Genomic DNA, 25,056 nt, shown 5'->3' on the forward strand with positions numbered 1-25,056 from the left:
CCGTCTTGTCTCGGCCTGTGCTTAGTCCGAGGCGCCCGGCATCGGCGGCACCGCGGTCGGCGGCGCGTCGGTGTCGAGCTCGTGTGTTTCCACGATCCCGCGGCCGACGTGGCTGCGCGAGCGGCTGTAGCCGAAGTAGACCACCAGGCCGACCAGGGCCCAGATCACGAACAGCCACTTGCTCTTATCGTCGAGGCTGAAGAACAGGTAGACGCAGCCCACGGCCGAGAGCGTGCCCGTCAGATAGACGAACGGCGTCCTGAACGGCCGGTGCCGGTTCGGATCGGTCTTGCGGATCACCATCACCGCGATCGACACGGCGGCGAAGGCGAACAGCGTGCCCGAGTTCGAGATGTTGGCGAGCTGGCCCACCGGGAAGAACGCCGCGAACAGCGCCACAGCCATGCCCGTGAGCACGGTGATCACGTGCGGCGTCTTGAACTTCGGGTGGATCTTCGAGAACGCCGACGGCAGCAGCCCGTCCCGGCTCATCACGAAGAAGATGCGGGTCTGGCCGAACATCATCATCAGGATGACCGAGGGCAGGGCGAGGCCGGCGGCCAGGCCCAGCAGGTTGCCGATCTGCGGCCAGCCGATCTGGCGCAGGGTCCAGGCCAGGGCTTCCTTCGAGCAGACCACCGCGCCGTCGTTGATGGCGGCGCAGGCGGCGGCCAGCTCGCGGCTGCCCGGCTCCAGGTGGGCGCCATTGGCTCCCATCACCGGCTGGGCGCCCACGGTGCCGATCACACCCGAGGCCACCAGCAGGTAGAAGATGGTGCAGAAGCCCAGGGAGCCGATCAGGCCGATGGGCATGTTGCGCTGCGGGTTCTTGGTCTCCTCGGCCGCCGTCGAGACGGCGTCGAAGCCGACGTAGGCGAAGAAGATCGAGGCCGCGGCCGCCGACACGCCCGCAAAGCCCAGGGGCATGAAGGGCGTGAACTGCTCCATGTTCATCACCGGCACGGCCAGGATGATGAACAGGGTCAGGGCCGTCACCTTGATCGCCACCAGGATGGCGTTGACCGTGGCGCTTTCCTTGGTGCCGATCACCAGCAGCCAGGTCACCAGGCCCGCCACGAACATGGCCGGCAGGTTGATGAAGCCGCCGTCGAACGGCCCGAGGGTCAGCGCAGCGGGGATGTCGATCCCGAACGCCGCCTCAATGAGGCCGACCACGTAGCCGGACCAGCCCACCGACACCGCGCCTGCGGCGACGGCGTATTCCAGGATCAGCGCCCAGCCGACCATCCAGGCCACGATCTCGCCCATCACGGCGTAGCTGTAGGTGTAGGCCGAGCCGGACACCGGCACCATCGACGCCATCTCGGCGTAGCAGAGCGCGGCGATCGCGCAGACCACGCCGGCGATGACGAAGGACAGCATCATGCCGGGGCCCGCCTTCTGGGCGGCCTCGGCGGTGAGGACGAAGATGCCGGTGCCGATCACGGCGCCGATGCCCAGCATGGTGAGCTGGAAGGCGCCGAGAGAGCGATGAAGTGATTTCTTTTCCGCGGTCGCCAGGATCGCGTCGAGCGGCTTAACGCGCCACATATTCCCTCCGAGCAGCGACCCCCCTGGCCGCCGTTGAAAAAGCTGGCGGACCGTTGCGTGCTTGCCGCGCTCGGTCAAGCACGCAACGCTGGCGAGGGCGCCGACCATTCGCTAGAGCCCCGCCGATGCTACCGGTCCACGAGGCTCTGCCTGCGCTGAAGGCGCAACTTGCGCAAGCGAACGCCGCCGTGCTCGTCGCGCCGCCCGGCGCGGGCAAGACCACCGTTGTCCCACTGGAGCTCCTGGACGAGCCCTGGCTCGGCGCGGGGAGAATCATCGTTCTCGAGCCCCGGCGCCTGGCCGCCCGAGCCGCCGCCCACCGGATGGCCCAGACCCTCGGCGAGCCGGTCGGGGCCACCGTGGGTTACCGGGTGCGGATGCAGTCCAAGGTCTCGGCCCGGACCCGCATCGAGGTGGTCACCGAGGGGGTCTTCACCCGGATGATTCTGGCCGACCCGGAGCTGGCCGGGGTCGGCTGCGTGATATTCGACGAATTCCATGAGCGCAGCCTGGACGCCGACCTCGGCCTCGCCCTGGCTCGGGACGCCCAGAAGCTGCTGCGCGAGGACCTTCGGCTGCTGGTGATGTCGGCCACCCTCGATGGCGCCGCCGTCGCCCGGCTGCTGGATGATGCGCCGGTGGTGGAAAGCCAGGGGCGGATGTTCCCGGTGGAGACCCGCTACCTCGGCCGCGACGAGACCCTGCGCCTGGAGGACCGGATCGTCCGGGCCGTGGAACGGGCCTTGGCGGAGGAGACCGGCAGCATCCTGGTCTTCCTCCCCGGCCAGGGCGAGATCCTGCGCGCCGCCGAGCGGCTCGGCGAGCGCCTGCGGCGGCCGGACGTGGACATCGCGCCCCTGTATGGCGCTCTCGACCCGCGCGACCAGGACCGGGCCATCGAGCCTGCGCCGCCGGGGCGCCGCAAGGTGGTGCTGGCCACCTCCATCGCCGAGACCAGCCTGACCATCCAGGGCGTGCGGGTGGTGATCGACTGCGGCCTCGCCCGCGTGCCGCGCTATGATCCGGCCAGCGGTCTCATGCGCCTGGCCACCGTGCGGGTCTCCCGCGCCGCCGCTGACCAGCGCCGGGGCCGCGCCGGCCGCACCGAGCCCGGCGCCTGCTATCGCCTGTGGGACGAGGCCGAGACCCGCGCCCTGCCGGCCTATGGCGATCCCGAGATTCTCGACGCGGACCTGTCGGGCCTCGCCCTCGATCTCGCCCGCTGGGGGGCGAAGGACGCCTCGGACCTGGCGTTCCTCGATCCGCCGCCGCCGGCGGCCTTCGCCGAGGCCCGGGCGCTGCTGCGGCGGCTGGAGGCCCTGGACGAGACCGGGGTGCTCACCGCCCACGGCCGGGCCCTGGCGGACTTTCCCCTGGCCCCGCGGCTGGCCCACATGGTCCTCAAGGCCGCCGAGACCGGCCAGGCGGCCCGCGCCGCGCGCATCGCGGCCCTGATGACCGAGCGGGGCCTGGGCGGTCGCGACGCCGACCTGCGCCACCGCCTGGAACAGCTCGAACGCGACCGCAGCCCCAGGGCCCGGGACGCCAAGGCCCTGGCCGACCGTTGGGCCGCCCTTGCGCCCAAGGGCGGGACGGGAGAGCCGCTGTCCGACGGCCTGTTGCTCGCCTTCGCCTATCCCGAACGGGTGGCGAAGGCCCGGGGCGGGCAGGGCGAGTTCCAGCTGGTCACCGGCCGGGGCGCCTTCGTCGAGCCCACCGATGCGCTCGCCCGGGAATCCTGGCTGGCCGTGGGCGAGCTGGGCGGCGGCGAGCGCCGTGACCGCATCCTGCTGGCCGCGCCCCTGGACGAGGCCGACCTTTCCGCCTTCGCCGACCAGTTCGAGGTGGAGGAGCGGCTGGAAGAGACTGGCGGCGGGCGCCTGCGGGCCAAGCGCATCACTCGCCTGGGGCGGCTCGCCGTGCGCGAGGAGATCGACGACAGCCCCGACCCGGCGCTTATCGCCCGTGCTCTGGCCGACCGGGTGCGGCGCGAGGGGCTGAAAATCCTGCCCTGGGGCGAGGCGGCGCTCTCCCTGCGCGCGCGGGCCGCCTTCCTGCACGCCCGGGACCCCGAGGCCTGGCCCGACCTGTCCGACGCAGCCCTTCTGGAACGCCTGGACGACTGGCTGACCCCGGTGCTGGAGGGGCTGCGCGGCCTGAACGGCCTGAAGCCCGACGTGCTGGACGGCGCCCTGCGCAGCCTCGTGCCCTGGGACGTCCAGCGCCGCCTCGACGCCGAGGCGCCGGCCCGCTGGACAGCGCCCACCGGCAACAGCTTCGCCATCGACTACGCCGCCGAGGCCGGGCCGCGGGTGGACGTGCGGGTGCAGGAGGTGTTCGGCCTGTCCCAGCACCCTGCCGTCGGCGGCGTTCCGCTGACCCTCAGCCTGCTGTCGCCCGCCCATCGGCCGATCCAGACCACCAGGGATCTTCCCGGATTCTGGAAGGGCTCGTGGAAGGAGGTCCGCACCGAGATGCGGGGCCGCTATCCCAAACACGTCTGGCCCGAGGACCCGGCCAGCGCCGCCCCGACCACCCGGGCCAAGCCCCGGGGAACCTGACCCGGCCCGGGCGCCGGCCGTCAGCTGGTGGCGGCGTAGATCATGATCCCGGTGGCCACCGACAGGTTCAGGCTGTCGGCCCGGCCGCGCATGGGGATCTTCACGTTCAGGTCGGGCAGGGCGGCCATCTCCGGCGTCAGGCCCTGCTGCTCGTTGCCCATCAGGATCAGGGACGGCTTGCGATAGTCGGCGCTGGCGTGGCTGTGGGTGGCGGTGAGCAGGGTGCCCACCACCGAGCCGGGCCAGGACCTGAGCCAGGCGGCGAATTCGGCCTCGCTCGCCCGCGACAGGGGCACGGCGAAGATCGACCCCATGGTGGCCCGCACCGCCTCCACCGAATAGGGATCGCAGCACTCGCCCACCAGGATCACCCCGCCGCAGCCGGCCGCGTCGGCGGTGCGCACGATGGTTCCCAGGTTCCCTGGGTCGCGCACCCGGTGCAGGGCCACCCAGCACGAGGCCGCCCCTGGGTCGATCTCGGCGAGCGGCCGGTACATCTGCCGGAAGACGCCCACCACGGCCTGCGGATTGTCGCGCTTGGACACCTTGGCGAGGATGTCGTGATTGACCTCGATGACCTCGCCCCGGGCGGCGCGGGTCGCCTCGGCCGCCTTCTTCAGCAGCGGGTGGTTCGCCGCCTCCGGGCCGTACATCAGGATGCGCGGGGCGTGCCCCAGCTCGACGCCCTCGGTGACGTGTTTCAGTCCCTCGGCCAGGAACAGGCCGGTCTCGTCGCGGTCCTTGCGCAGGTGCAGGGCGCGGACGGCCTTCACGGTCGGGTTCGACAGGGACGTGATCGTGCGGCTCACGCAGCGCCCTCCCGGGACCAGCGGCCGTAGAAGCTCATGCCGATGGCGCGTTCCGGCCGGCCCTTGGGGGCGTCCTCCACCAGGGCCAGCTCGCCCCAGTCGATCCGCCCGCCGCGTCCGTCCAGCACCTCGGCCAGCAGGCCCGAGAGCGCCGCGCCCGAGATGCGCTCGGCATAGGCGTTGAGGATCAGGAATGAGGCGTTTTCCGAAAGAAGTTCAGCGCATAGCCGGGCGAGTTCAGGCAGGTCCTCAAACAGGCGCCACACCTGGCCGTCGGGCCCGCGGCCATATTTCGGCGGGTCGAGGATGATGCCGTCGTACTTCGAGCCCCGGCGCACCTCGCGCTGCACATAGCGCCGTGCATCCTCGACGATCCAGCGGATCGGCCGGTCGGCGAGCCGGGACAGATCGGCGTTCTCCCGGGCCATGGTCACCGCCTTCTTCGAGGCGTCCACATGGGTGACCTGGGCGCCGGCCGCGGCCATGGCGAGGGTCGCGACGCCCGTATAGCCGAACAGGTTCAGCACCTTGGGCTGGCCGGCCTTGCGGACCGCCTCGTCCAGGAAGGTCCAGTTGGCGGCCTGCTCGGGGAAGAACGCCAGGTGCCGGAAGGCCGTGAACCGGCCGAGGAAGCGCACGTCGCGCCAGGCCAGCGGCCAGGCTTCCTTGGGCTTGCCGCGGAATCGCCAGCGGCCGGCGTCCTCGTCGTCGGCGGTGGGGTCGAAGACGGCGTCGGCCTTGTCCCACAGGTCAGGGCGTCGGCGCGCCCACAGGCACTGGGGTTCGGGCCGGACCACCGTATAGGGGCCGTAACGCTCCAGCTTCTTGCCTTCGCCCGAGTCCAGCAGGGCATAGTCCGCCCAGCCTTCGGTGCGCATCACGCCGGGCGCGTCGGCGACGGTAGGGCGGCTCATGGCGGCCTTGAAGCGCAAGCTGCGCGCCGCGTCCAGTCCGCGCCGGCGCCGGCAGGTTTCCGTAACGTGGGCTTGTCACCGCCCGGGATTTGGGCTCCGCTGGCGGCAGGGCACTTGGGGACCAGAGCAGACGTGACAGCTGTGGAGACGACGTCGCGGAAATCCGCGCGCAAGGCCAAGGGCGACGGGCACCTGCGCCGCGCCGAGATTCTGGAAGCCGCCGAGCGCATCTTCGTGGCCGAGGGCTACGAGGGGGCGACGATCCGCAAGATCGCCGACGAGGTCGGCGTCTCGTCCACGGCCCTCTACATGCACTTCCAGGACAAGGGGTGCATCCTGCTGGAGATCTGCGAGCGGACCCTGCGGAATCTCTACGAGACCAACCGCGAGATCGCGGCCAAGCCGCTCGATCCGGTGGTGCGGGTGCGGATGATGCTGGAGGCCTACATGCGCTGGGGCCTGGCGCACCCCAACGCCTACCAGCTTGTCTATTGCACGCCGCGTCCGGTATCGGCGCAGCCTTGGCCCGAAGGCACGGCGGACCTGAGCCGACAATGCTACGAGATCTTCTCCGGCGCGGTGCGCGAGATCGCCGCCCAGGGCCGGCTGCGGACCGGCGAGGCCGACTCGGCCGCCCAGGCGCTGTGGATGGGTTGCCACGGGGTGGTGGCCCTGCTGATCGCCCGGCCAGGGTTCGGCTGGGCCGATTCCGAGACGCTCATGAAGCTCAGCCTCGAGGGCATGCTGCACGGCCTGGTCATCGACTAGGCCTGGTCCTCGGGCTTTCGCTCGCCGCCGGCGCCGCCCAGGCCGGGCCGCGCGTCCTGTCGCTCGACGCCTGCGCCGACCAGTATGTCATGGGCCTCGCCGCCCGGCCTGACATCGTGGGGGTCTCCACCCGCGCCGACGACGCCGACTCGCGCCTGCGCCATCTGGCCGTCGGCCTGCCCAAGCGGCGGGTGGACCTGGAGACCGCCCTGGCCGTCCGTCCCGACGTGGTGGTCCGCTACTGGGGCGGGGAGCCCCGGCTGATCGCGGCGCTGCGCAAGCGCGGCGTGACGGTGGTGACCATTCCCGATGCGACGGATTTCGACGGCGTGCGGGCGAGCGTGCGGGCCGTGGCCGCCGTCCTGGACCGCCGGGCCCAGGGCGAGGCGGTGATCGCCCGGATGGACGCCCGCCTGGCCCGCGCCGCCGGCGCCTGGCGCGGCGCGCCCGCCCTCTACATGACCCCCGGCGGCGTCACCGCCGGGCGGGGAACGCTGGTGGACGCGGTGCTGCGCGCCGCCGGCATGACCAATGTGGAGACCCGGCCGGGCTACCAGACCATCTCCCTCGAACAGATGGCCATGTCGCCGCCGCGGACGGTGGTGCTGGGCTTCTTCGACACCTTCCAGCTCTCGGGCGACAGCTGGGGCGTGGGCCGCCACCGGGTGCTGCAGCGCACCGCCGCCGCCCGCCAGGTGGCGAGCCTGCCGGGCGCGCTGCTGGGCTGTCCGGACTGGGGCGCGGCTGAGGCCGCCGAACTGCTGGCCGCCAAGGCGCCGCGATGAGGCCCGCGGTCCTCAACCTCCTGCTGGCCCTGGCGGCCGTGGCCTTCGCCGCGGGCGGCCTCCTGCTGGGCGAGACCCAGCTCACCTCGGCCCAGGTGGCCGAAGCCTTCGCCGATCCGGCCTCCGGCCCGGGCGTCGTCCTCTGGGAGATCCGCCTGCCGCGCACCGCCGCCGCCCTGGTGGTCGGGGCCGCCCTGGGCTTGGCGGGGGCGGTGATGCAGGGGCTGCTGCGCAACCCCCTGGCCGATCCCGGGGTGCTCGGGGTCTCGGGCGGCGCCGGCCTGGGGGCGGCCTTGGCGATCTCCCTGGGGCTGGCCGGCACGCCGGGGGCCATCGAGGCGGCCGCCCTGGCCGCGGCCCTGCTGGTGGGCTTGGTGCTCACGGGGCTCGCCGCGCGGTTCCGCGAACCCGAGACCCTGATCCTGTTCGGGGTCGCCCTTTCGGCCTTCCTCGGGGCCCTGACCTCGCTGGTGTTCAACTTCTCGCCGTCCCCCGTCACCCTGGCTGAGGTCTTCTCCTGGCTGCTCGGCTCGGTGGCCAACCGCGACTGGCTGGACATCGTCCGCCAGCTGCCCGCCCTGGCCGTGGGCGCGGGCCTGTCGGTCTATGCCGCCCGGGGCCTCGTCATGCTGACCCTTGGCGAGGAGGCCGCCGCGCTCTCGGGCCTGCCCATGACCCGCCTGCGGGCCGCCGCCGTGGCCGGCGCCTCGCTGCTCACCGGCGCCTCGGTGGCCATGGCCGGGATCGTCGGCTTCGTGGGCCTGGCCGCGCCGCACCTGGTCCGCGCCGGCGCCGGCGGCGACCCCGGCCGCGTGCTGCTGCCCTCGGCCCTGGCCGGGGCGGTGCTGCTGGCCGCCGCCGACCTCGCCGCCCGCCTGATCCCCACCGACCTGGAGCTGAAGCTGGGGGTGGTCACGGCCCTGTTCGGCGCCCCGCTGTTCGCCCTGATCGCCTGGCGCGCCGCGCGGAGCTGGCGCGGATGAGCACCGGCGTTCCCGCCCTGGCCCTGCGCGAGGCCGTCGTCCGGCGCGGCCCCGCCGTGGTGCTGGATGGCGTCAGCCTTGAGGTCCGTCCCGGCGAGATGCTGGGCGTCGTGGGCGCCAACGGCTCGGGCAAGACGACCCTCCTGCGCGCCGCCCTCGGCCTCGTGCGCCTCGCCGCCGGCCGGGCCGAACTCGCCGGACGGGACGTCCGGTCCTTGCGCGAAGCCGCGCGGGCCCGCCTGGCCGGATACCTGCCGCAGGAGCGGCATGTGGGCTGGAACATGACCGCCGCCCGGATCGCCGGCCTTGGCGCCTTCCACCTGCGTCCGGCCGAGGCCCAGGCCCGCGCCGAGGCCGCCCTCGGACGGGTCGGCCTCGCCGCCCTGAAGGATCGCGGGGTGCTTGAGATGTCGGGGGGCGAGCGCGCCCGGGTGCTGCTGGCGCGCCTCCTGGCCGCCGCCCCGCCGCTGCTGGTGGCCGACGAACCCATCGCCGGCCTCGATCCCGACGCCCAGCTCCTGGCCCTCGACCTTCTGCGCGAGGAGGCGGGGCAGGGGCGCGCCGTCGTGCTCACCCTCCACGACCTGGCCCTGGCCGCCCGCTACTGCGACCGCCTGGTGGTGCTGAGCCGGGGGCGGATCATCGCCGAGGGCAGGCCGGAGGCGGCGCTGACCCCCCAGGTGCTGGCCGAGGCCTTCGCCCTGGAGGGCCGCCTGGCCCTGACGCCCGACGGCCCGATGCTGGCCGCGCGCCGCCGCTAGCGGCCGGCGGCGGTGCGGATCGGCTCAGGGCCCGGATAGCCATAGCCGCCGCGCTTCAGGTCGCCCGAGAGCGTGATCGGGGCCGAGCCGCCGTTCAGCTTGGCCCGGTACACCTGCATGTTCTCCATCACCCGCATCACGTAGTTGCGCGTCTCGGAAAAGGGGATGCACTCGATGAAGTCGAGCGGGTCGGTGGAGCTGGTCCGGGGATCGCCGCACATGGCCGCCCACTGCGGCGGCCGGCCGGGGCCCGCGTTGTAGCCAGCGGCGGCCATGATGTACGAGCCGGAGAACCGCTCCACGAGCTGGCCGAGGAAGGCCGAGCCCAGGCGCATGTTGTGGTCGGGCTCCCACAGCATCTCGGTGGTGTGGGCGACGCCGATCCGCTTGGCCACCGTCGCCGCCGTGGCGGGCAGCAGCTGCATCATGCCCCGGGCGTCGGCGTGGCTGCGCACCCGCGGGTCGAAACCGCTTTCCTGGCGGGTGATGCCCAGCACCAGCGCCGGCTCGGGCGCGCCGGCGACCTGCGGCGGCGTGCGATAGGGATAGCCCCGGTCGGCCAGGATGAGGCCCCGCTGGGCCGCCGCCCGCACCACCTTCATGGAGGTGTCCTGGTCGCCGTAGTTGCGCACCAGGTCGACCAGCAGCGCCGCCTCCTGTCTCGTGGGCACCACGTCGTCCAGGTGCAGGGCGAAGACCCGGAACAGGTCGCGCTGGCCCTGTTCGGCCAGCAGCCGGGCGGCCTGCACCGGCTCGCGCGCCTCGAACCGGGCCCGGTCGGCGGCGGTGAGCTCGGGATCCTTCGGCAGGGTCAGGCGCATGCCCAGCTTCTCGGCGGCGAGCTGGCCGTAGAAGGTGGTGAGGTGCTGCGCCCCTTGGGCATAGAAGCCCTGGGCCGCGGCGGCCTCGCGGCGCGCCTCGGCGGCGCGGCCCAGCCAGTAATAGGCCCGGCCCTTGGTGATGGGCGAGGAGCCGATCCGCTCCAGATTGGCGAAGTGGCGGCCGGCGGCGGCCGGGTCGTTCAGCTTCGAAAGCGCGATCCAGCCCGCGTAGAACTCGGCGTCCGCCGCATTGGCGCCCGAGGTGAGCCCCGCGTTGGCGGCGGACTGGTACGCGGCGCGCCAGTCGCCGTTGCGGATGGCCGCCAGGGTCAGGCGGTGGCGCTCGTACCAGATGCGGTCGCCCTGTTCCTGGGTGACCACCGTCCTGGGGAAGTTCGGGACCTGGGCCAGGGCCAGGGTGTCGAGGCCCTTGCGGCGCAGGTAGCCGGCCCGCTCGAAGGCCACGCCCGGCGAGGCTTGGTCGGCGGGCGTCAGGGCTCCGTAGAGGTCATTGGCGTTGGCCGCGTCCGAGCGCAGGGCGATCCGCGCCAGGGCCGGCGCCTGCCGGTCGGCGGGCAGCAGGGCCACCATCTCCCGCGCCGCCGGCCCTTGCGGGCCATAGAGCAGGATGTCGGCCCGGCGGACATGGTCCTCGGCCGTGAAGGCCTCGGGGAAGCGGGCCAGCATGGTCCGCTGGGCGTCGGCCTCGAAGCTCTTGGTGGTCCACCAGCGGCGCAGCAGGTCCCGGGCCGCCTGGGCCTGGCCCTGCATGCGATAGGCCGAGGCGAGGGCGATGGCGCCATAGGCGGTCTGCGGCTCCTGGCCGCCGAACCAGGCGATGATCTCGGCCGGGCTCTTGCCCGAGGTCTCCAGCAGCTTCTCGGCCACCGCCTGGCGGCGGGCGGCCCGGGGCCAGCCCTCCATGGACCGGCGGGCGGCGTCCACCTCGTAGAAGCCGAGCGTTTCGGCGGCGGCGTCCACGAGCGCCCAGGTGGCGGTCTTCTTGGCGATCGGGTCGCTGAGGGCGGCGATGGCGTTGCGGGCGCCGGCGACGTCGGCCCGCTTGGCCGAGGCCAGGGCCTGGGCGAACAGGGTCTGGTCGGCGGCGCTCAGCGCCCGGCGGGCGGCCTGGGGCGCCGGCGCGGGCGTCGGCAGGCTCGCCGGGGCGGGGGACTGGGCGGTCGGTTGGCCAGTCGGTTGGGCGTTCGGCTGGGCCGCAGGCGTCTGGCGCAGGAGGTCGCCGATGGGGTCCGCCGGCTGGGCGCGGGCCACCGCGGCGGCGAGCACCACCAGGCTTGCCGCCAGGAACGCTTTACGGGTCTTGGAGTCCAACCTCTCCCCCGACGATCAAACAGACGCGGAATCGACATTGCGGGCTTGGCCCACGCCAACATATTGTCCGCCGAAATCTGAACGTCGCCCCAACAGGCGACCCTTCACGGCAATTTGCACACCATGTCCGAGCCCATGTTCCGGGGCGTCCTTCCGGCGCTCATCACTCCGTTCCGCAACGGCAAGGTCGATGAGGACGCCTTCGTGGCCCTGGTCGAACGCCAGATCGCCGGCGGCGTCCACGGCCTCGTGCCGGTGGGCACCACGGGCGAGACCGCCACCCTCAGCCACGAGGAACATCGGCGGGTCGTCGAACTCTGCGTCCAGACGGCCCGGGGCCGGGTGCCGGTGATCGCCGGCGCGGGCTCCAATTCCACGGCCGAGGCCATCGAGCTGGTGGAGCACGCCAAGGCCATCGGCGCCGACGCGGCCCTGGTGGTGACGCCCTACTACAACCGCCCGAGCCAGGAGGGGCTCTACGCCCACTTCAAGGCGATCAACGACGCGGTGCAGCTGCCGATCCTGGTCTACAACGTGCCGGGCCGCACCAGCGTGGACATCTCCAACGCCACGCTGGCCCGCCTGGCCCAGCTGCCCAACATCGTCGGCATCAAGGACGCCACCGGCGACGTGGCGCGCGCCAGCGTCCAGCGTGTGGAGTGCGGCGAGGGCTGGACCATGCTCTCCGGCAATGACGACTGCGGCCTGGGCTACATGGCCCACGGCGGCCACGGCTGCATCTCGGTGACCTGCAACGTCGCCCCGGAACAGTGCGCCGACTTCTACAACGCCATCATGGCCGGCGACTGGACCGCCGCCCTGGCCGCCCAGGACCGGCTGATCCGCCTGCACAAGGCGCTGTTCGCCGACGCTTCGCCCGCGCCCACCAAGTTCGCCCTGGCGCACCTCGGCCTGTGCACGGACGAGACCCGCCTGCCGATCACGCCGTGCTCCGAAGCCGCTCGGGCCGAGGTGCTGGCGGGTCTGCGGGAAGCCGGCCTCATCGACTGAGATGGCTGGCAAGCTGATCGCCGAGAACCGTCGCGCGCGGTTCGACTACTTCCTCGAACAGACCTTCGAGGCGGGCATCGCCCTGACCGGGTCCGAGGTGAAGAGCCTGCGCAACGGCCGCGCCAACATCGCCGAGAGCTATGCGGCGGTGGAGGGCGACGAGATCGTGCTGATCAACGCCGACATTCCGCCCTACGCCCAGGCCGGGCCGCACTTCAACCACGAGCCCCGGCGGCCCCGGAAGCTGCTCATGAAGCGGCGCGAGATCGACCGGCTGATCGGCGCCGTCCAGCGGGAAGGGCGCACCATCGTGCCGACCCGGCTCTACTGGAACGACAAGGGCCTGGCCAAGCTCGAGATCGCCCTCGCCAAGGGCAAGCAGACCCACGACAAGCGCCAGGCCACGGCCGAGCGCGACTGGCAGCGGGACAAGGCCCGGCTGCTGCGCGAGCGGGGATGATCGGACCCGCCGAGATCGAGGCCATCGAGCGGGCCACGGTCGCGGCGGTGGCGCCGCCGCAGGTGCTGGAGATCAACGGCTGGCTGGTCCCCCTCGACGCCGGGACCGTGGGCCGCGCCCGCTCGGCGACGCCGCTCTCCCACGAGGCCTCGCCCGCCGCCCTCGACGCGATCGTCGACGCCTACCGCAGCCAGGGCCTTCCGCCCGCCTTCCGAATCGCCGACGTCGACGGCCTGGCCGAGGTGCGGGCGGCGCTGGAGGCGAGGGGCTTTGCGCCGGCCAGTCCCACCTGGGTGAAGACCGCCGAAGCCCTGGTGCTCTCCGGGTTCTGCGAGGCCCGGGCGGAGCTGCTCGCCAGGCCCGACGGCGCCTGGGGCGAGGTTTTCCTGGGCGACGGGTTCGATCCCGAAGACGGCGCTCATCGGGTGCAGGTGCTGACCCGCTCTCCCGACGCGCTCTACGGCGCCGTGCGCGAGGCGGGGCGGACCCTGGCCGTGGGCGCGTTGAGCTTCGGCCACGGCTGGGCCGGAATCCACGGTATGCGCACCGCGTTCGCCGCTCGCCGCCGGGGCTATGCCGGCCGCCTGCTCGCCGCCTTTGGCGGCGCGGCGCTCAGCCGGGACGTCCGCGACGTCTTCCTGCAGGTGGAAGAGGACAATCCGGCCCGCAGCCTCTACCGCCGCGCCGGGTTCGAGGCGGCCTGGCGCTATCGCTACTGGCGGCAAGCCTGACCAAGAATTCACTTCCGGCGCGGAGCGCCGGCGCCTAGACCTCCAGCCACAACCCCTGGGGGATTTTTCATGATCCGTACTGCCTGTTCCGTGTTGGCGCTCAGCATCGCCCTGGCCGCTGCGCCCGCCATCGCTCAACCCGCCGCCGCGCCGGCTCCGGCGGCCGCCGTCCAGTCCGAGGACGCGCGCCTTGCGGCCTTCTTCGAGGAGGCCTTCCTCGAGAGCGCCCGTCTCAGCCCCGAGAGCCTCAGCCAGCTCGGCATGAAGGAGCGCTACGGCGAGCTCGGCGACTACACCAAGGCCGGCCAGGACCGGCAACTCGCCGTCGCCGAGGCCCAGCTCGCCCGCATGAAGCGCGAGTTTGACCGCGCCAGGCTGAGCGACAGCGCCAAGGTCAGCTACGACCTCTTCGAGAAGGCGGTCGCCACCCAGCGCGTCTTCGACAAGTGGTACTGGCAGAACTACGCCGTCACCTCCACCGGCAGCGCCCTCGACCAGATTCCGGTGATGCTGATCAACGTCCACCGCGTGGACAGCGTCGCCGACGCCGAGGCCTATGTCTCGCGCCTGCGGGCCGTGGAGCGCGTGGCGGGCGAGGTCAGCGCCGATATCGACCAGCGCACCGAAAAGGGCTTCCTGCCGCCCGCCTTCGTCTTCGGCCGGGTGATCCCCGACGCCCAGAACCAGCTGAAGGGCGCCCCGTTCGACGGTGGTCCTGACCACGCCGTCTGGGCCGACTTCAAGGGCAAGGTGGCGGCCCTCAAGGCCGACGAGGCCGAGAAAGCCCGCCTGCTGAAGGAAGGCGAGGCCGCCCTCAAGACCCAGTGGGCCAACGGCTATCGCCGCTACATCGCCGCTCTCGAGCGGATGCAGGCCAAGGCCACGGATGTGAAGGGCGTCTGGGCGCTGCCCGACGGCGAGGCCTTCTACGCCGACCTGCTGGCCTTCTATACGACCACCCCGCTCACCGCCGACCAGATCCACCAGATCGGCCTCGACGAGGTGGCGCGCATCCGCCGCGAAATGGAGGCCATCAAGGACAAGGTGGGCTTCAAGGGCTCCCTGGCCGAGTTCTTCACCCACCTGAAGACCGACCCGAGGTACCGCTATCCCAACACCGACGCCGGCAAGCAGCAGTACCTGGCCGACGCCAAGCAGATCATCGCCACCTACATGGCCACCGCCGCGGACAAGCAGTTCTCGGCCCTGCCGAAGGGGGCGCTGGATGTGCGCGCCGTGGAGCCGTTCCGCGAGCAGACCGCCTCGGTGGCCTTCTACAACGTCGGCACGCCGGACGGCTCGCGGCCGGGCATCTTCTACGTGAACCTCTCGGACATGACCCAGGTGTTCAAGCCGCAGCTGGAGGCGATCGCCTACCACGAGGGCGCTCCGGGCCATCACTTCCAGATCGCCCGCTCGCTGGAGCAGGCGGACCTGCCCATGTTCCGCCGCTACGCCTACCAGGGCGCCTTCCAGGAGGGCTGGGGGCTCTATGCCGAAAAGCTCGGCAAGGAAGCGGGCTTCTATCAGGACCCGTACGCCGACTTCGGCCGGCTCAGCCTGGAGATCTGGCGCGCCGCCCGCCTGGTTCTGGACACCGGCATCCACGCCAAGCGCTGGAGCCGCGATCAGGCCGTCCAGTACATGCGGGACAACACCCTGAACTCCGAGCGGGACATCCAGAGCGAGATCGACCGCTACTTCACCTCGCCCGGTCAGGCCACGAGCTACAAGATCGGCCAGCTGAAGATCAGCGAACTGCGCGCCAAGGCCGAGAAGGCCCTGGGGCCGAAGTTCGACATCCGGGCCTTCCACGAGGCGGTGCTGGCCGCCGGCGCCATCCCGCTGGACGTCCTGGAACAGCGGGTCGGCGCCTACATCGCCGGCGCGAGCTAAGCGTCGCGCCGCAGGTCGTCCCGGAGGCTGGAGCGTCCGGGGCGGCCTGCGGGGATCGCCGTCCTACTTCGCCAGGTCCTTCAGCAGCGAACGCCAGTGGTCCAGGGAGCCGTCGATGGCGGCCACCGGGGCGCGTTCGTTGAGGCCGTGGGAGAAGCTGTCCTCGTTGCGCATGAACAGGCCGGCCACGCCGTAGCTGGGCACGCCCACGGCCCGGAAGTGCATGCTGTCGGTGGCGCCGCTCGACATGGACGGCGTCACCGAAAGGCCCGGATAGCGGGCGTTCACCGCCTTCTTCACCGCCGCCATCACGTCGGGGCGCAGGGGCGAGGCGGGGCTGTCCACCGAACCGTCCGCGGCCCGGGTGATCGTCAGGCCCGGTTCGTCCATCACCTGCTCCAGGGTCTTGCGGACCTCCTCGGCCGGCACGCCCGGGAAGATGCGGCAGTTGACGTTGGCCTCGGCGCGCTGGGGCAGGGCGTTGGTGGCGTGCCCGCCCGAAATCATGGTCGCCACGCAGGTGGTGCGCAGCTGGGGCGCGACGTCCTTGTCGGCGGACAGGACCGCGATGGCCTCGGCGTCCTCGGGATTGGCCGCGAACCGCTTAAGGGCCTCGCCCAGGGCCCCCGGCCGCTTGGGCGCCAGGGCGGCCGCCGAGGCGCGGGTGATCTCGTTCGACATCACCGGGAAGCTGTAGGCCGACAGTTTCCCGAGGGCCCGCGTCATCCGGTAGATCGGATTGCCGGGCGTCGGCGCGCTGGAGTGGCCGCCGGGGTCGGTGATGGTCAGGGTGAAGTCGGCGTAGGTCTTCTCCGCCGCCTGCAGGCCGTAGGCCACCGGCCGGCCCTCGCTGTCGAGGGAGCCGCCGCCGCCGTCGGCGTTCAGGGCGAATTCGGCGTGCTTCAGCTCATTGGCCAGCCACTGGGTGGTGGCCATCTGGGTCTCTTCGTCGCCGGAGAGCGCCAGGATCACGTCGCGGCCGGGCTTCCAGCCTTCCCGGCGCAGCTGGGCCAGGGTCGCCACCACCATCGAGACATCGAACTTGTTGTCCTCGGCGCCGCGGCCATAGACGTAGCCGTTCTCCACCACCGGGGTGAACGGATCGCGCTCCCAGTCCTCGCGCTTGGCCTCCACCACGTCCATGTGGCCGAGGATGACGATGGGCTTCTTCTTGGCGTCGGTCCCTGGATAGCGGGCGATCAGCGCCGCCGTGCCGGCCATCTCGTGAATGCGCACGTCCTCGGCCTTGTAGCCGGCCTTCACCAGCACGCCCTTCAGGAACTCCGCATAGGGGACCATCTGGTCGCCCGGATTCACCGTCCGGTAGGCGATGCTCTTGGTGAGGATGTCCAGGGCCTCGTCGTGCAGGCCCGGGGGCGGGGCCGCGAAGGCGGGCGAGGCGAGGGCGGCGGCCAGGGCCGTGGCCGCGAAGGCCTTGGCGGTCAGGGTGCGGATCACGCGCAGAGACTCCGGTTCAAAAGCTTGGCCGCGACGCTAAAGCCGCCCGGCCGCCCGTCAACCGTCCAGCGCGTCAGGCCTCGATCAGCGTTCGCGCCCGCCGGAAAACCGCCTCGAACATCTCCGGCGTCAGGCGCCCGGTGTTCGTGTTGAGTCGGGAGCAGTGATAGCTGTTCAGCACGGTGTAGGGGCCGGCGGCGAACTCGGTCCCGTGGCCGGCGATTCCCGCCGAGGCCTTCAGGCCCAGGGCCCGCAGCACATTGCGCCGGGAGACGTCGCCCAGGGTGACGACCACCTTCAGGTTCGGCAGGGCCGCCAGCCGGGCGGCCAGGAACGGCCGGCACGCCGCTTCCTCCGCCGTCTCGGGCTTGTTGCCCGGCGGGGCGCAGCGCACCGCATTGGTGATGATGCAGTCCACCAGCTCGACCGAATCGTCGGCCCGGGCCTCGTAGCGGCCGCGGGCGAAGCCGGTCTTGATCAGGGTCTCGTAGAGGATGAGCCCGGCCCCGTCGCCGGTGAACGGGCGACCCGTCCGGTTGGCGCCCATGCGGCCGGGGGCGAGCCCCACCACCGCCAGGCGCGCGGACTCGTCGCCGAACGAGGCCACCGCCCCGTTGAAGCCGCCGGGGATCGAGGCCTTGTTGGCCTCGCGATAGGCCACCAGCCGCGGGCAGAGCGGGCAGTCGCGCGGGGCCTCGGGCGGAACCTCCGCCGTGGGGGGCGCCTCAAGCGCCCGCATCGGGATCCACCGCCTGGGCGCGGGCTTCGGACAGGAACTTGGGCAGCCGCGCGGGCCGGCCGATCAGGTCGGCGAGTTCGGTCAGGTCCACGAAATTGTCCGCCTGCCGGCGCAGCTCGTCCGACACCATCGGCGGCTGGCTCTTCACGGTGGAGATGACCGTCACCCGGCAGCCCTTGCGCTGCACCGCCTCCACCAGGGCCCGGAAGTCCCCGTCGCCGGAGAAGAGCACCACGTGGTCGACGCTGCCCGCCATCTCCATCATGTCGACGGCGATCTCGACGTCCATGTCGCCGCGCCAGCGCTTGCGGCCCTGGCTGTCCACATATTCCCGCGCCGCCTTCGTCACGAGCCGGTAGCCGTTGTAGTCCAGCCAGTCCACGAGGGGCCGGATCGGCGAGTACTCGTCGTTCTCCACCAGGGCCGTGTAGTAGTAGGCCCGAACCAGCACGCTGCGCTTGCGGAACTCCTCGAGCAGCTTGCGGTAGTCGATGTCGAAGCCGAGGCTCTTGGCCGCCGAATAGAGGTTGGCCCCGTCAATGAACAGCGCCAGGCGGTCCGTGGGGTAGAAGGTCATAATCGCGAAAATCCCGAAATCTGCGGCGCCCGCTCCGGATGACGCGGTGGTCATCGCGCTGGGCAGCAACCTCGCCGGCGGCTTCGGCTCATCCGAGGCTTTGCTGGAGGCGGTGCTGGCGCGATTCCCGGCGGCGGGCTTGAAAATCCTTCAACGGTCGTCCTGGTGGCGCTCGGCCGCCTGGCCCGATCCGGAAGGGCCTGAGTACCGCAACGGCGTCGCGCTTGTCGAGGCGGACCGGCCGCCGCTGGAGACGCTTCGAACGCTCCTGTCCATCGAGCAGGCCTTCGGCCGCGAGCGGGGGGCGCCGAACGCGGCCCGCACCCTTGATCTCGACCTCATCGCCCACGGGCGGATGGTGATGCAGACGCCCGAACTGGTCCTGCCGCATCCGCGCGCCCATGCGCGCCGCTTCGTCGTGGGGCCGCTGGCCGAGATCGCCCCCGGCTGGCGCCATCCGGTGCTCGGCCGCACCGCCGCCGAACTGTCGGCGGAGGCCACGGTCGGGCTGGACGCCCGGCCTGTCTGAGCCATTTTGTCGGGCAGGGCCGGCCCGGACCGTCCTTCGGGCGCATCAAAGGGAGACACCGACATGCGCTTCATGCTCATACGCCATGCCGACGAGGCGACGGAAGCCGGCGTCATGCCGAGCCGCGAGCTGGCCCAGGCGATGATGGATTATCACGAGGAGATGGGCCGCCATCTGAAGATCCTCGGGGGCGACGGCCTGCATCCCAGCCGCCGGGGCAAGCGGATCACCTTCACCGATGGCAAGCCGCTGGTCGTCGACGGGCCCTTCACCGAGACCAAGGAGCTGATCGCCGGCTACACCCTGGTCGAGGCCAGGGATTGGGACGAGGTCATGGCCTGGGCGCTCCGCTGGCCGGCGGTGCTCGAGGAGGCCAACGTCACGCTCGAGGTGCGCCAGGTCTTCGAGCTGGAGGATTTCGGCGATATCTTCACGGGCGAGCTGCGCGAACAGGCCGAGCGCGTGATGAACCCGGAATAGGGCCCGTGACGCTGCTCACCGCGCCGGGCTGGATCCTCGTCCTCATCGCCGCCGAGGCCCTGGCCCTGGCTTTGCTCGCCTGGCGGTTCGGCTGGCGCGGCGTGCTGTGGGGCGCGGCGGCGGGCCTGGCCTTCTGGTTCGCGCTGGGCTTTTCCGCCTCGTTCCTGGTCAGCCGGCTGGAGGGCGGCGGCGCAACGCCGCCCTCCCACATTCTCGCCGGGGCGGTGACGGGGACGTTGCGGGCGGCGGCCGCGGCCCTCCCGGCGCTCGCCGCCGCGGCGCTCCTCGGCCTTATGGTCCGCCGCCTCGTTCGGCCCGCGTAGGGCCTGGAAAGCCCCGTCCGCGACGTCCCGGCGCGGGATGCGGCGTTGCACAACGGGGATCGAACCTATATTTTCGCCGGTTCTATCCCCGTTCCGAGGACTCCATGGCTCGCGTCACTGTCGAAGACTGCATCGAAAAGGTCCCGAACCGCTTCGCGCTGGTTCTGCTGTCCGCGCATCGCGCCCGCGCGATCTCGGCCGGTGCGCAGCTCATGGTTGATCGTGACAACGACAAGAACCCCGTCGTCGCCCTTCGCGAGATCGCCGAGGACGTGGTCGACGCCGAGGAGCTGAAGGAAACCCTGATCGGCACGCTGCAGCGTGTCGACGAGCGTTCGGAAGCCGAGGAAGAGGCCGAAACCCTCGCCCTGCTGGCCGATCCGACCCACATGCAGATGAGCGAGCTGGAGCTGGTCCGCGCCCTGCAGAGCGACCGCGACGGCGGCCAGGAGGAGCGGTACTGAGCCCGGAAGGCGCAGAACCACTCACTAGAGAGGCGGCGGAACCCGCCGCCCTCCCGGAAACTCGCGCCGCGGGTCCTGCGGTCGAGCCTTCCGCGCCCCCAGCGCCCGCGTCTTCGGCCAGGCCCCCCACGGGCGTGCCCAAGCGGCCGCGGATGCTGCGGCAGTTCGAGCTGATCGAGAAGGTCCGGTCCTACGACCCCAGCGCCGACGAGGCGCTGCTGAACCGGGCCTATGTGTACGCCATGCGCCAGCACGGCTCGCAGAAGCGGGCCAGCGGCGACCCGTACTTCGCCCACCCCATCGAGGTGGCGGGCATCCTCACCGAATACCGGCTGGACACCGCGACCATCGTCACGGCCCTGCTGCACGACGTCATCGAGGACACCGACGCCACCCGCGAGGACATCGAGCGGCTGTTCGGCGCCGAGATCGCCGAGCTCGTCGAGGGGGTCACCAAGCTCTCCAAGCTGGAGCTGTCTTCGGAACATCTCCGCCAGGCGGAAAACCTGCGGAAGTTCATCCTGGCGATCTCGAAGGACGTGCGCGTCCTGCTCGTGAAGCTGGCCGACCGGCTTCACAACATGCGCACGCTGCACTTCATCAAGACGCCGGCCAAGCGCGAGCGCATCGCCCGCGAGACCCTCGACATCTACGCCCCGCTGGCCCGCTCCATCGGCGTGCACCGCATCTGCGCCGAGCTGGAGGAACTGGCCTTCGCCCACCTCAATCCGGTGGCGCGCGATGCGATCATCCGCCGCCTGGAGGTGCTGCGCGAGGAGCAGGGCGGGGCGGTCGCCCTGGTCAGCCAGGAGATCACCAGCCGCCTCGACCACGCCGGCATTCCGAGCCGCGTCTACGGCCGCGAGAAGCATCCCTTCTCGATCTGGCGGAAGCTGCAGCGCAAGTCGATCGGCTTCTCCCAGCTCTCCGACATCTACGCCTTCCGGGTCATCGTCGACACCGAAGACGACTGCTACCGCGCCCTCGGGGTGATCCACCGCGCCTGGCCCAGCGTGCCCGAGCGGTTCAAGGACTTCATCTCGACGCCCAAGCGGAACAACTACCGCTCCCTGCACACCACGGTGGTCGGCCCCCGCGGCATGCGCATCGAGATGCAGATCCGCACCGAGGCCATGGATCAGGTGGCCGAGGAGGGCGTGGCCGCCCACTGGCGCTACAAGAACGAGAGCTACGGCTTCGACGCCGAGCATCAGAAGGCCGCCGGGGGCCGCGACCCGCTGGTCAACCTGCGCCACCTCGTCCAGGTGCTGGAGCACGGGGGCGACGCCGAGGAACTGGTCGAGCACGCCAAGCTCGAGATGTACCTCGACCAGGTGTTCGTCTTCACCCCCAAGGGCCGGCTGGTCAGCCTGCCGCGCGGGGCCATGCCGCTGGACTTCGCCTATGCGGTCCACACTGACATCGGCGACACCACCATCGGCGTCAAAATCAACGGCGAACTCAAGCCCTTACGGACGACTCTTCAGAACGGCGACGTGGTCGAGGTGATCCGCGGGGGCAAGCCCGTGGTGCCGCCGGACTGGCGCTCGCTCACGGTCACCGGCCGGGCCCGCTCGGCCATCCGCCGCCATATCCGCCAGACCGAGCGCGAGGAGTTCGTGCGCCTCGGCCGGGCCACCATCGACCAGGCCTTCGAGGCCGCCGGCAAGAGCCGCAAGGAGGTCTCCCTGCGGCCGGCCATGGAGCGGTTCGCCCTCGCTACCGAGGACGACCTGTTCGAGGCCGTGGGCCGTGGCCGCGCCCCGCCGGGGCAGGTGCTGGAGGCCGTCTTCCCGGGGCTCAAGGCCGCCGAGCGCGAGGCCGCCTCGGCCCGCCGCCACATTGGAGACGGCAAGTCCGCCCGGCTCTATGTCCGCGGCGGGGGGTTGACCCCCGGCGTCACCATCCACTTCGGCGAGTGCTGCTCGCCGCTGCCGGGGGACCGCATCGTCGGCATCCTGGAGACCGATGGCCGGGGCCTGACCGTCCACACCATCGACTGCGAGCGCCTGGCCGAGTTCGAGGACCGCGAGGAGCTCTGGCGCGACCTGCAGTGGACGCCCGAGGCCGAGCGCAACGCCATCGCCCGGGCCCGCATCACCGCCACCATCCGCAACGCCCCGGGCGTGCTCGGGCAGGTCTGCGGCATCATCGGCGAGGCCGGCGGCAACATCGTCAACCTGCGCATGCACCACCGTCAGCAGGATTTCTTCGACGTGGACATCGACGTCGACGTCAACGACGCCCGCCACCTGACGCACATTTCCGCCGCGCTGCGGGCCAACCCCTGCGTTGAGACGGTGGAGCGGACCAAGAGCTAGGCGCGGCCCATCAGCTCACCGGCCGGCGCCGGCGGCGAGCACATGCTCCACGCCCCGCACCACGGCCTCGCCATGGGTCAGGCCCAGGATGCTGGTGTGGGTCGCCTGCGGCACGTTCTCGAAATAGCCGTGGGCCGAGGCCTTGGCCGGGGCCATCCGGGGGCTGTCGGGCGCCCGGTCGCCGGCGAGGATGACCGCCACCGGCATTTCCCGGGGCGGCCGGCCAGCCGCCAGGGCCTGCCGCGCCGCGCGCTCCCATTGCAGGCCCTCCCGGGCTGCGCCCCGGGCATGACGGCCGGAGACCCAGATGCGCCGCTTCTCGGCCACCCGGTCCTCGGGCAGGCCGATGCGCTCGGCCCAGTAGTAGAGGGGCTTGGTCAGGCCCAGGCTGCCGGCCACCGCCCCCGTCCGCACCACGGTCTTGAACACCCGCAGGAACTTCAGCGTCCGCGGCTCCTCGATGGCCTCGGGCGTGGTGGCGTCCACCAGCACGAAGCCCACCGTCCGGTCCGGATGCTCGGTGGCGAACCGGCGCACATGCAGGCCCGCCATGGAGTGACCCACCAGGACGTAGGGGCCGGGATCGCCGACCGCCGCCATCAGCCGCTCCAGGTCGGCCAGCGCCGCATCGCCGTCGCGGGCGTCGGGGGCAGGGTCGGAATGGCCGAGGCCGGCCCGGTCGTAGGCGCAGCTGCGCAGGCCCCGGGCCGTCAGCTTCTGCTGGATGGCGGCGAAGTCGGTGGCCGCCCCGAAGGCGCCGTGCTCCATCCAGATGCTGGGGGACGCGCCCGCCGGGCCCTCGCACACCACCCGCAGCTTGCGGCCGCCCACGTCCACGAACTCGCCCCGGGGCTTGGCCTGGGCCGCCGTCGCCACGATGACCAGGCCCGCCACGATCCAGGCGCCGATGACCAGGACCGCGCCCACCAGAAACTTCACCATGCGGCCAGGGTAGGGGCGTCCAGGGCCATGCCGCAACGGCTGGCATCTTCCGCCGCCGGTGAAAGGCGACTATCTCCCGGGTTCATGAACACCGAAGACGTCCTCAACGAATTCCGTGCCGCCGGAGCCCTGCGCGAAGGCCACTTCGTCCTCTCCTCCGGCCTGCACTCCAGCGTCTTCCTGCAGAAGAACCTGGTCTTCCAGTACCCGGAGCGGACCGAGCGCCTCTGCAAGGCCCTGGCCGAGAAGATCAGGGCCGCCGCCGGCCAGATCGACCTGTGCGTCTCCCCGGCCGTGGGCGGCATCATCCCCGGCTATGAGACCGCCCGCCACCTGGGCTGCCCGTCGATCTACGTCGAGCGCGAGGGGGGCGAGTTCAAGCTGCGCCGGGCCTTCTCCATCCCCGAGGGCGCCCGCATCGCCATGGTCGAGGACATCGTCACCACCGGCCTGTCGTCGCGGGAATGCGTCGAGGCCATCCGCAAGGCGGGCGGCGATGTGGTGGTCGCCGCCTGCATCGTCGACCGCTCGGGCGGCCGGGCCGATCCGGGCGCGCCGCTGGTGGCCCTGGCCCAGCTGGACGTGCCGGCCTATCCGGCCGACCAGCTGCCGCCTGAACTGGCCGCCATTCCCATCGAGGATCCCGGCAGCCGGCGGCTGAAGGGCTGAGGGGGCTCGAACCCATGTCCAGGCTCCGTCTCGGCGTGAACATCGACCATGTGGCCACCGTCCGGAACGCCCGGGGCGAGAGCTATCCCGATCCCGTGCGGGCCGCCGAGCTGGCCCTGGCCGCCGGCGCCGACGGCATCACGGCCCACCTGCGCGAGGACCGCCGGCACATCTCGGACGCCGACATCGACGCCCTGGCGGTGATCTGCCGCCGGCGCGGCCGACCGCTGAACTTCGAATGCGCCGTCACGCCCGAGATGGAGGCCATCGCCCTCGGCCACCGGCCGCACGCCGCTTGCCTGGTGCCCGAGCGCCGCGAGGAGGTGACCACCGAGGGCGGCCTCGACGTGGTCCGGGGTCACGACGTCATCGCCCCGGTGGTGGGGCGCATGTCCGAGGCGGGCATCCGCGTCTCCTGCTTCATCGACGCCGATGCGGCGCAGGTGGCGGCGGCCAAGTCCGTGGGCGCCAAGGTGGTGGAGCTGCACACGGGGGCCTATTGCGAGGCCGTACGTCAGGGGCGCCACGAGGACGCCGCCCGCCTGCTGGAGGGCCTGAAGACCGCCGCCGCCGAGGCCGAACGCCTGGGCCTCGAGGTCCACGCCGGCCACGGGATCGACTATGAGACGGTCGGGCCCGTCGCCGCCATTCCGCAGATCGCCGAGCTCAACATCGGCCACTTCCTGATCGGCGAGGCCATCTTCATCGGCCTCGGCCCCGCCATCCAGCGGATGCGGGCCCTGATGGACGAAGCCCGGGCCGTGAAGGCCGCATGATCATCGGCATCGGCTCAGACCTGTCCGACATTCGCCGCATCCAGGCGAGCCTCGACCGGTTTGGCGACCGCTTCCGTCACCGCGTCTTCACCGAGATCGAGCGCACCCGCTCGGACCGCAAGGCGGACGCCGCCGCCAGCTACGCCAAGCGCTTCGCCGCCAAGGAGGCCTGCGCCAAGGCCCTGGGCACCGGCATCCGCCGGGGCGTCTTCTGGCGCGACATGGGCGTGGTCAACATGCGCTCGGGCCAGCCGACCATGGCCCTCACGGGCGGCGCCCTGAAGCGGCTGCAGGAGATCACCCCGCCGGGAATGAAGGCGCACATCCACCTGTCGCTTGCCGACGACCACCCCTACGCCCAGGCCTTCGTGATCATCGAGGCCCTGCCGGAATAG

25 protein-coding genes are annotated in these 25,056 nt (G+C 71.8%); 17 read left to right on the top strand and 8 right to left on the bottom strand.

The features are described from left to right. Positions 1-21: 21 nt before the first annotated feature. Positions 22-1,551, bottom strand: a complete 1,530-nt coding sequence (locus BO64_RS09650) for an amino acid permease (protein WP_496403080.1) — start codon at positions 1,549-1,551, stop codon at positions 22-24. A 125-nt stretch (positions 1,552-1,676) separates the two neighbouring features. On the opposite strand from BO64_RS09650, the gene hrpB reads away from it, so the two are divergent. Then, the gene (gene hrpB / locus BO64_RS09655) at positions 1,677-4,112 is read left to right on the top strand and encodes an ATP-dependent helicase HrpB (protein WP_496403081.1); all 2,436 of its coding nucleotides are present in this window, start codon (positions 1,677-1,679) and stop codon (positions 4,110-4,112) included. 20 nt (positions 4,113-4,132) lie between these two features. Here the strand turns inward: hrpB and BO64_RS09660 are convergent, their stop codons facing one another. Both BO64_RS09660 and BO64_RS09665 read right to left on the bottom strand, forming a co-directional pair. Then, positions 4,133-4,921 carry a TrmH family RNA methyltransferase gene (locus BO64_RS09660; protein WP_496403082.1) on the bottom strand — a complete coding sequence of 263 codons (789 nt, stop codon included), beginning with the start codon at positions 4,919-4,921 and terminating at the stop codon, positions 4,133-4,135. Next, complete coding sequence (locus BO64_RS09665) at positions 4,918-5,835, bottom strand: RsmD family RNA methyltransferase (RefSeq protein WP_496403083.1); 918 nt, start codon at positions 5,833-5,835, stop codon at positions 4,918-4,920. Before BO64_RS09665 ends, BO64_RS09660 begins: the two co-directional genes overlap by 4 nt. 132 nt (positions 5,836-5,967) lie before the next feature. Here BO64_RS09665 and BO64_RS09670 point away from each other — a divergent pair, with 132 nt between their 5' ends. Genes BO64_RS09670 through BO64_RS09685 form a run of 4 tightly spaced genes read left to right on the top strand, consistent with a single transcriptional unit; the run spans position 5,968 to position 9,132 of the window. Next, positions 5,968-6,603: a TetR/AcrR family transcriptional regulator gene (locus BO64_RS09670; protein WP_496403084.1), complete on the top strand. Its 636-nt coding sequence runs from the start codon at positions 5,968-5,970 to the stop codon at positions 6,601-6,603. A 56-nt stretch (positions 6,604-6,659) separates the two neighbouring features. Beyond that, positions 6,660-7,388: an ABC transporter substrate-binding protein gene (locus BO64_RS09675; RefSeq protein WP_496403217.1), complete on the top strand. Its 729-nt coding sequence runs from the start codon at positions 6,660-6,662 to the stop codon at positions 7,386-7,388. After that, positions 7,385-8,371: a FecCD family ABC transporter permease gene (locus BO64_RS09680; protein WP_496403085.1), complete on the top strand. Its 987-nt coding sequence runs from the start codon at positions 7,385-7,387 to the stop codon at positions 8,369-8,371. Before BO64_RS09675 ends, BO64_RS09680 begins: the two co-directional genes overlap by 4 nt. Beyond that, positions 8,368-9,132, top strand: a complete 765-nt coding sequence (locus tag BO64_RS09685; RefSeq protein ID WP_496403086.1) for an ABC transporter ATP-binding protein — start codon at positions 8,368-8,370, stop codon at positions 9,130-9,132. Before BO64_RS09680 ends, BO64_RS09685 begins: the two co-directional genes overlap by 4 nt. Here BO64_RS09685 and BO64_RS09690 read toward each other — a convergent pair. Then, entirely contained in the window at positions 9,129-11,285 is a 2,157-nt protein-coding gene (locus BO64_RS09690) for a transglycosylase SLT domain-containing protein (protein ID WP_496403087.1), read from the bottom strand. The genes BO64_RS09685 and BO64_RS09690 overlap by 4 nt on opposite strands. 123 nt (positions 11,286-11,408) lie before the next feature. Here BO64_RS09690 and dapA point away from each other — a divergent pair, with 123 nt between their 5' ends. From dapA to BO64_RS09710, 4 genes are all read left to right on the top strand, one after another. Next, positions 11,409-12,296, top strand: a complete 888-nt coding sequence (dapA, locus tag BO64_RS09695; protein WP_496403088.1) for a 4-hydroxy-tetrahydrodipicolinate synthase — start codon at positions 11,409-11,411, stop codon at positions 12,294-12,296. 1 nt (position 12,297) lies between these two features. After that, positions 12,298-12,756, top strand: a complete 459-nt coding sequence (gene smpB, locus BO64_RS09700) for an SsrA-binding protein SmpB (protein ID WP_496403089.1) — start codon at positions 12,298-12,300, stop codon at positions 12,754-12,756. After that, positions 12,753-13,487 carry a GNAT family N-acetyltransferase gene (locus BO64_RS09705; RefSeq protein WP_496403090.1) on the top strand — a complete coding sequence of 245 codons (735 nt, stop codon included), beginning with the start codon at positions 12,753-12,755 and terminating at the stop codon, positions 13,485-13,487. Before smpB ends, BO64_RS09705 begins: the two co-directional genes overlap by 4 nt. A gap of 69 nt (positions 13,488-13,556) precedes the next feature. Further along, positions 13,557-15,383, top strand: coding sequence for a DUF885 domain-containing protein (locus BO64_RS09710; protein ID WP_496403091.1), 1,827 nt, complete (start codon positions 13,557-13,559; stop codon positions 15,381-15,383). 63 nt (positions 15,384-15,446) lie between these two features. Here BO64_RS09710 and BO64_RS09715 read toward each other — a convergent pair whose 3' ends face one another. From BO64_RS09715 to BO64_RS09725, 3 genes are all read right to left on the bottom strand, one after another. Next, positions 15,447-16,841: a M20/M25/M40 family metallo-hydrolase gene (locus BO64_RS09715; RefSeq protein ID WP_496403092.1), complete on the bottom strand. Its 1,395-nt coding sequence runs from the start codon at positions 16,839-16,841 to the stop codon at positions 15,447-15,449. Positions 16,842-16,914: 73 nt separating this feature from the next. Then, on the bottom strand, positions 16,915-17,580 hold the full coding sequence (locus BO64_RS09720) for a uracil-DNA glycosylase (RefSeq protein ID WP_496403093.1): 666 nt from the start codon (positions 17,578-17,580) through the stop codon (positions 16,915-16,917). Beyond that, on the bottom strand, positions 17,567-18,157 hold the full coding sequence (locus tag BO64_RS09725) for a LabA-like NYN domain-containing protein (RefSeq protein ID WP_496403094.1): 591 nt from the start codon (positions 18,155-18,157) through the stop codon (positions 17,567-17,569). The genes BO64_RS09720 and BO64_RS09725 overlap by 14 nt, the downstream gene beginning before the upstream one ends. A 46-nt stretch (positions 18,158-18,203) precedes the next feature. Here BO64_RS09725 and folK point away from each other — a divergent pair, with 46 nt between their 5' ends. The 5 genes from folK (at position 18,204) to BO64_RS09750 (ending at position 22,274) form a co-directional block, all read left to right on the top strand. Continuing rightward, complete coding sequence (folK, locus tag BO64_RS09730; protein WP_496403095.1) at positions 18,204-18,686, top strand: 2-amino-4-hydroxy-6-hydroxymethyldihydropteridine diphosphokinase; 483 nt, start codon at positions 18,204-18,206, stop codon at positions 18,684-18,686. Between the two features lie 63 nt (positions 18,687-18,749). Next, positions 18,750-19,166 (top strand): YciI family protein, encoded by a 417-nt coding sequence (locus BO64_RS09735; RefSeq protein ID WP_496403096.1) that lies wholly within the window; start codon positions 18,750-18,752, stop codon positions 19,164-19,166. Positions 19,167-19,171: 5 nt separating this feature from the next. Then, on the top strand, positions 19,172-19,489 hold the full coding sequence (locus BO64_RS09740; RefSeq protein ID WP_496403097.1) for a hypothetical protein: 318 nt from the start codon (positions 19,172-19,174) through the stop codon (positions 19,487-19,489). A 104-nt stretch (positions 19,490-19,593) separates the two neighbouring features. Further along, on the top strand, positions 19,594-19,953 hold the full coding sequence (gene rpoZ, locus BO64_RS09745; RefSeq protein WP_496403098.1) for a DNA-directed RNA polymerase subunit omega: 360 nt from the start codon (positions 19,594-19,596) through the stop codon (positions 19,951-19,953). A gap of 152 nt (positions 19,954-20,105) precedes the next feature. Continuing rightward, positions 20,106-22,274: a RelA/SpoT family protein gene (locus BO64_RS09750; protein ID WP_496403099.1), complete on the top strand. Its 2,169-nt coding sequence runs from the start codon at positions 20,106-20,108 to the stop codon at positions 22,272-22,274. 15 nt (positions 22,275-22,289) lie between these two features. On the opposite strand, the gene BO64_RS09755 is transcribed toward BO64_RS09750, so the two are convergent. Further along, positions 22,290-23,201 (bottom strand): alpha/beta fold hydrolase, encoded by a 912-nt coding sequence (locus BO64_RS09755; RefSeq protein ID WP_496403100.1) that lies wholly within the window; start codon positions 23,199-23,201, stop codon positions 22,290-22,292. 99 nt (positions 23,202-23,300) lie between these two features. Between BO64_RS09755 and pyrE the strand changes: the two genes are divergently transcribed. From pyrE to acpS, 3 genes are read left to right on the top strand one after another with little or no spacing between them, the layout of a single operon-like run. Continuing rightward, the gene (gene pyrE, locus BO64_RS09760) at positions 23,301-23,885 is read left to right on the top strand and encodes an orotate phosphoribosyltransferase (RefSeq protein WP_496403101.1); all 585 of its coding nucleotides are present in this window, start codon (positions 23,301-23,303) and stop codon (positions 23,883-23,885) included. A 14-nt stretch (positions 23,886-23,899) separates the two neighbouring features. Continuing rightward, complete coding sequence (locus BO64_RS09765; protein WP_496403102.1) at positions 23,900-24,661, top strand: pyridoxine 5'-phosphate synthase; 762 nt, start codon at positions 23,900-23,902, stop codon at positions 24,659-24,661. Further along, a complete protein-coding gene (acpS, locus tag BO64_RS09770) occupies positions 24,658-25,056 on the top strand; it encodes a holo-ACP synthase (RefSeq protein WP_496403103.1) in 399 nt (132 codons plus the stop codon). Before BO64_RS09765 ends, acpS begins: the two co-directional genes overlap by 4 nt.

Source organism: Phenylobacterium composti DSM 19425 (assembly GCF_059568645.1).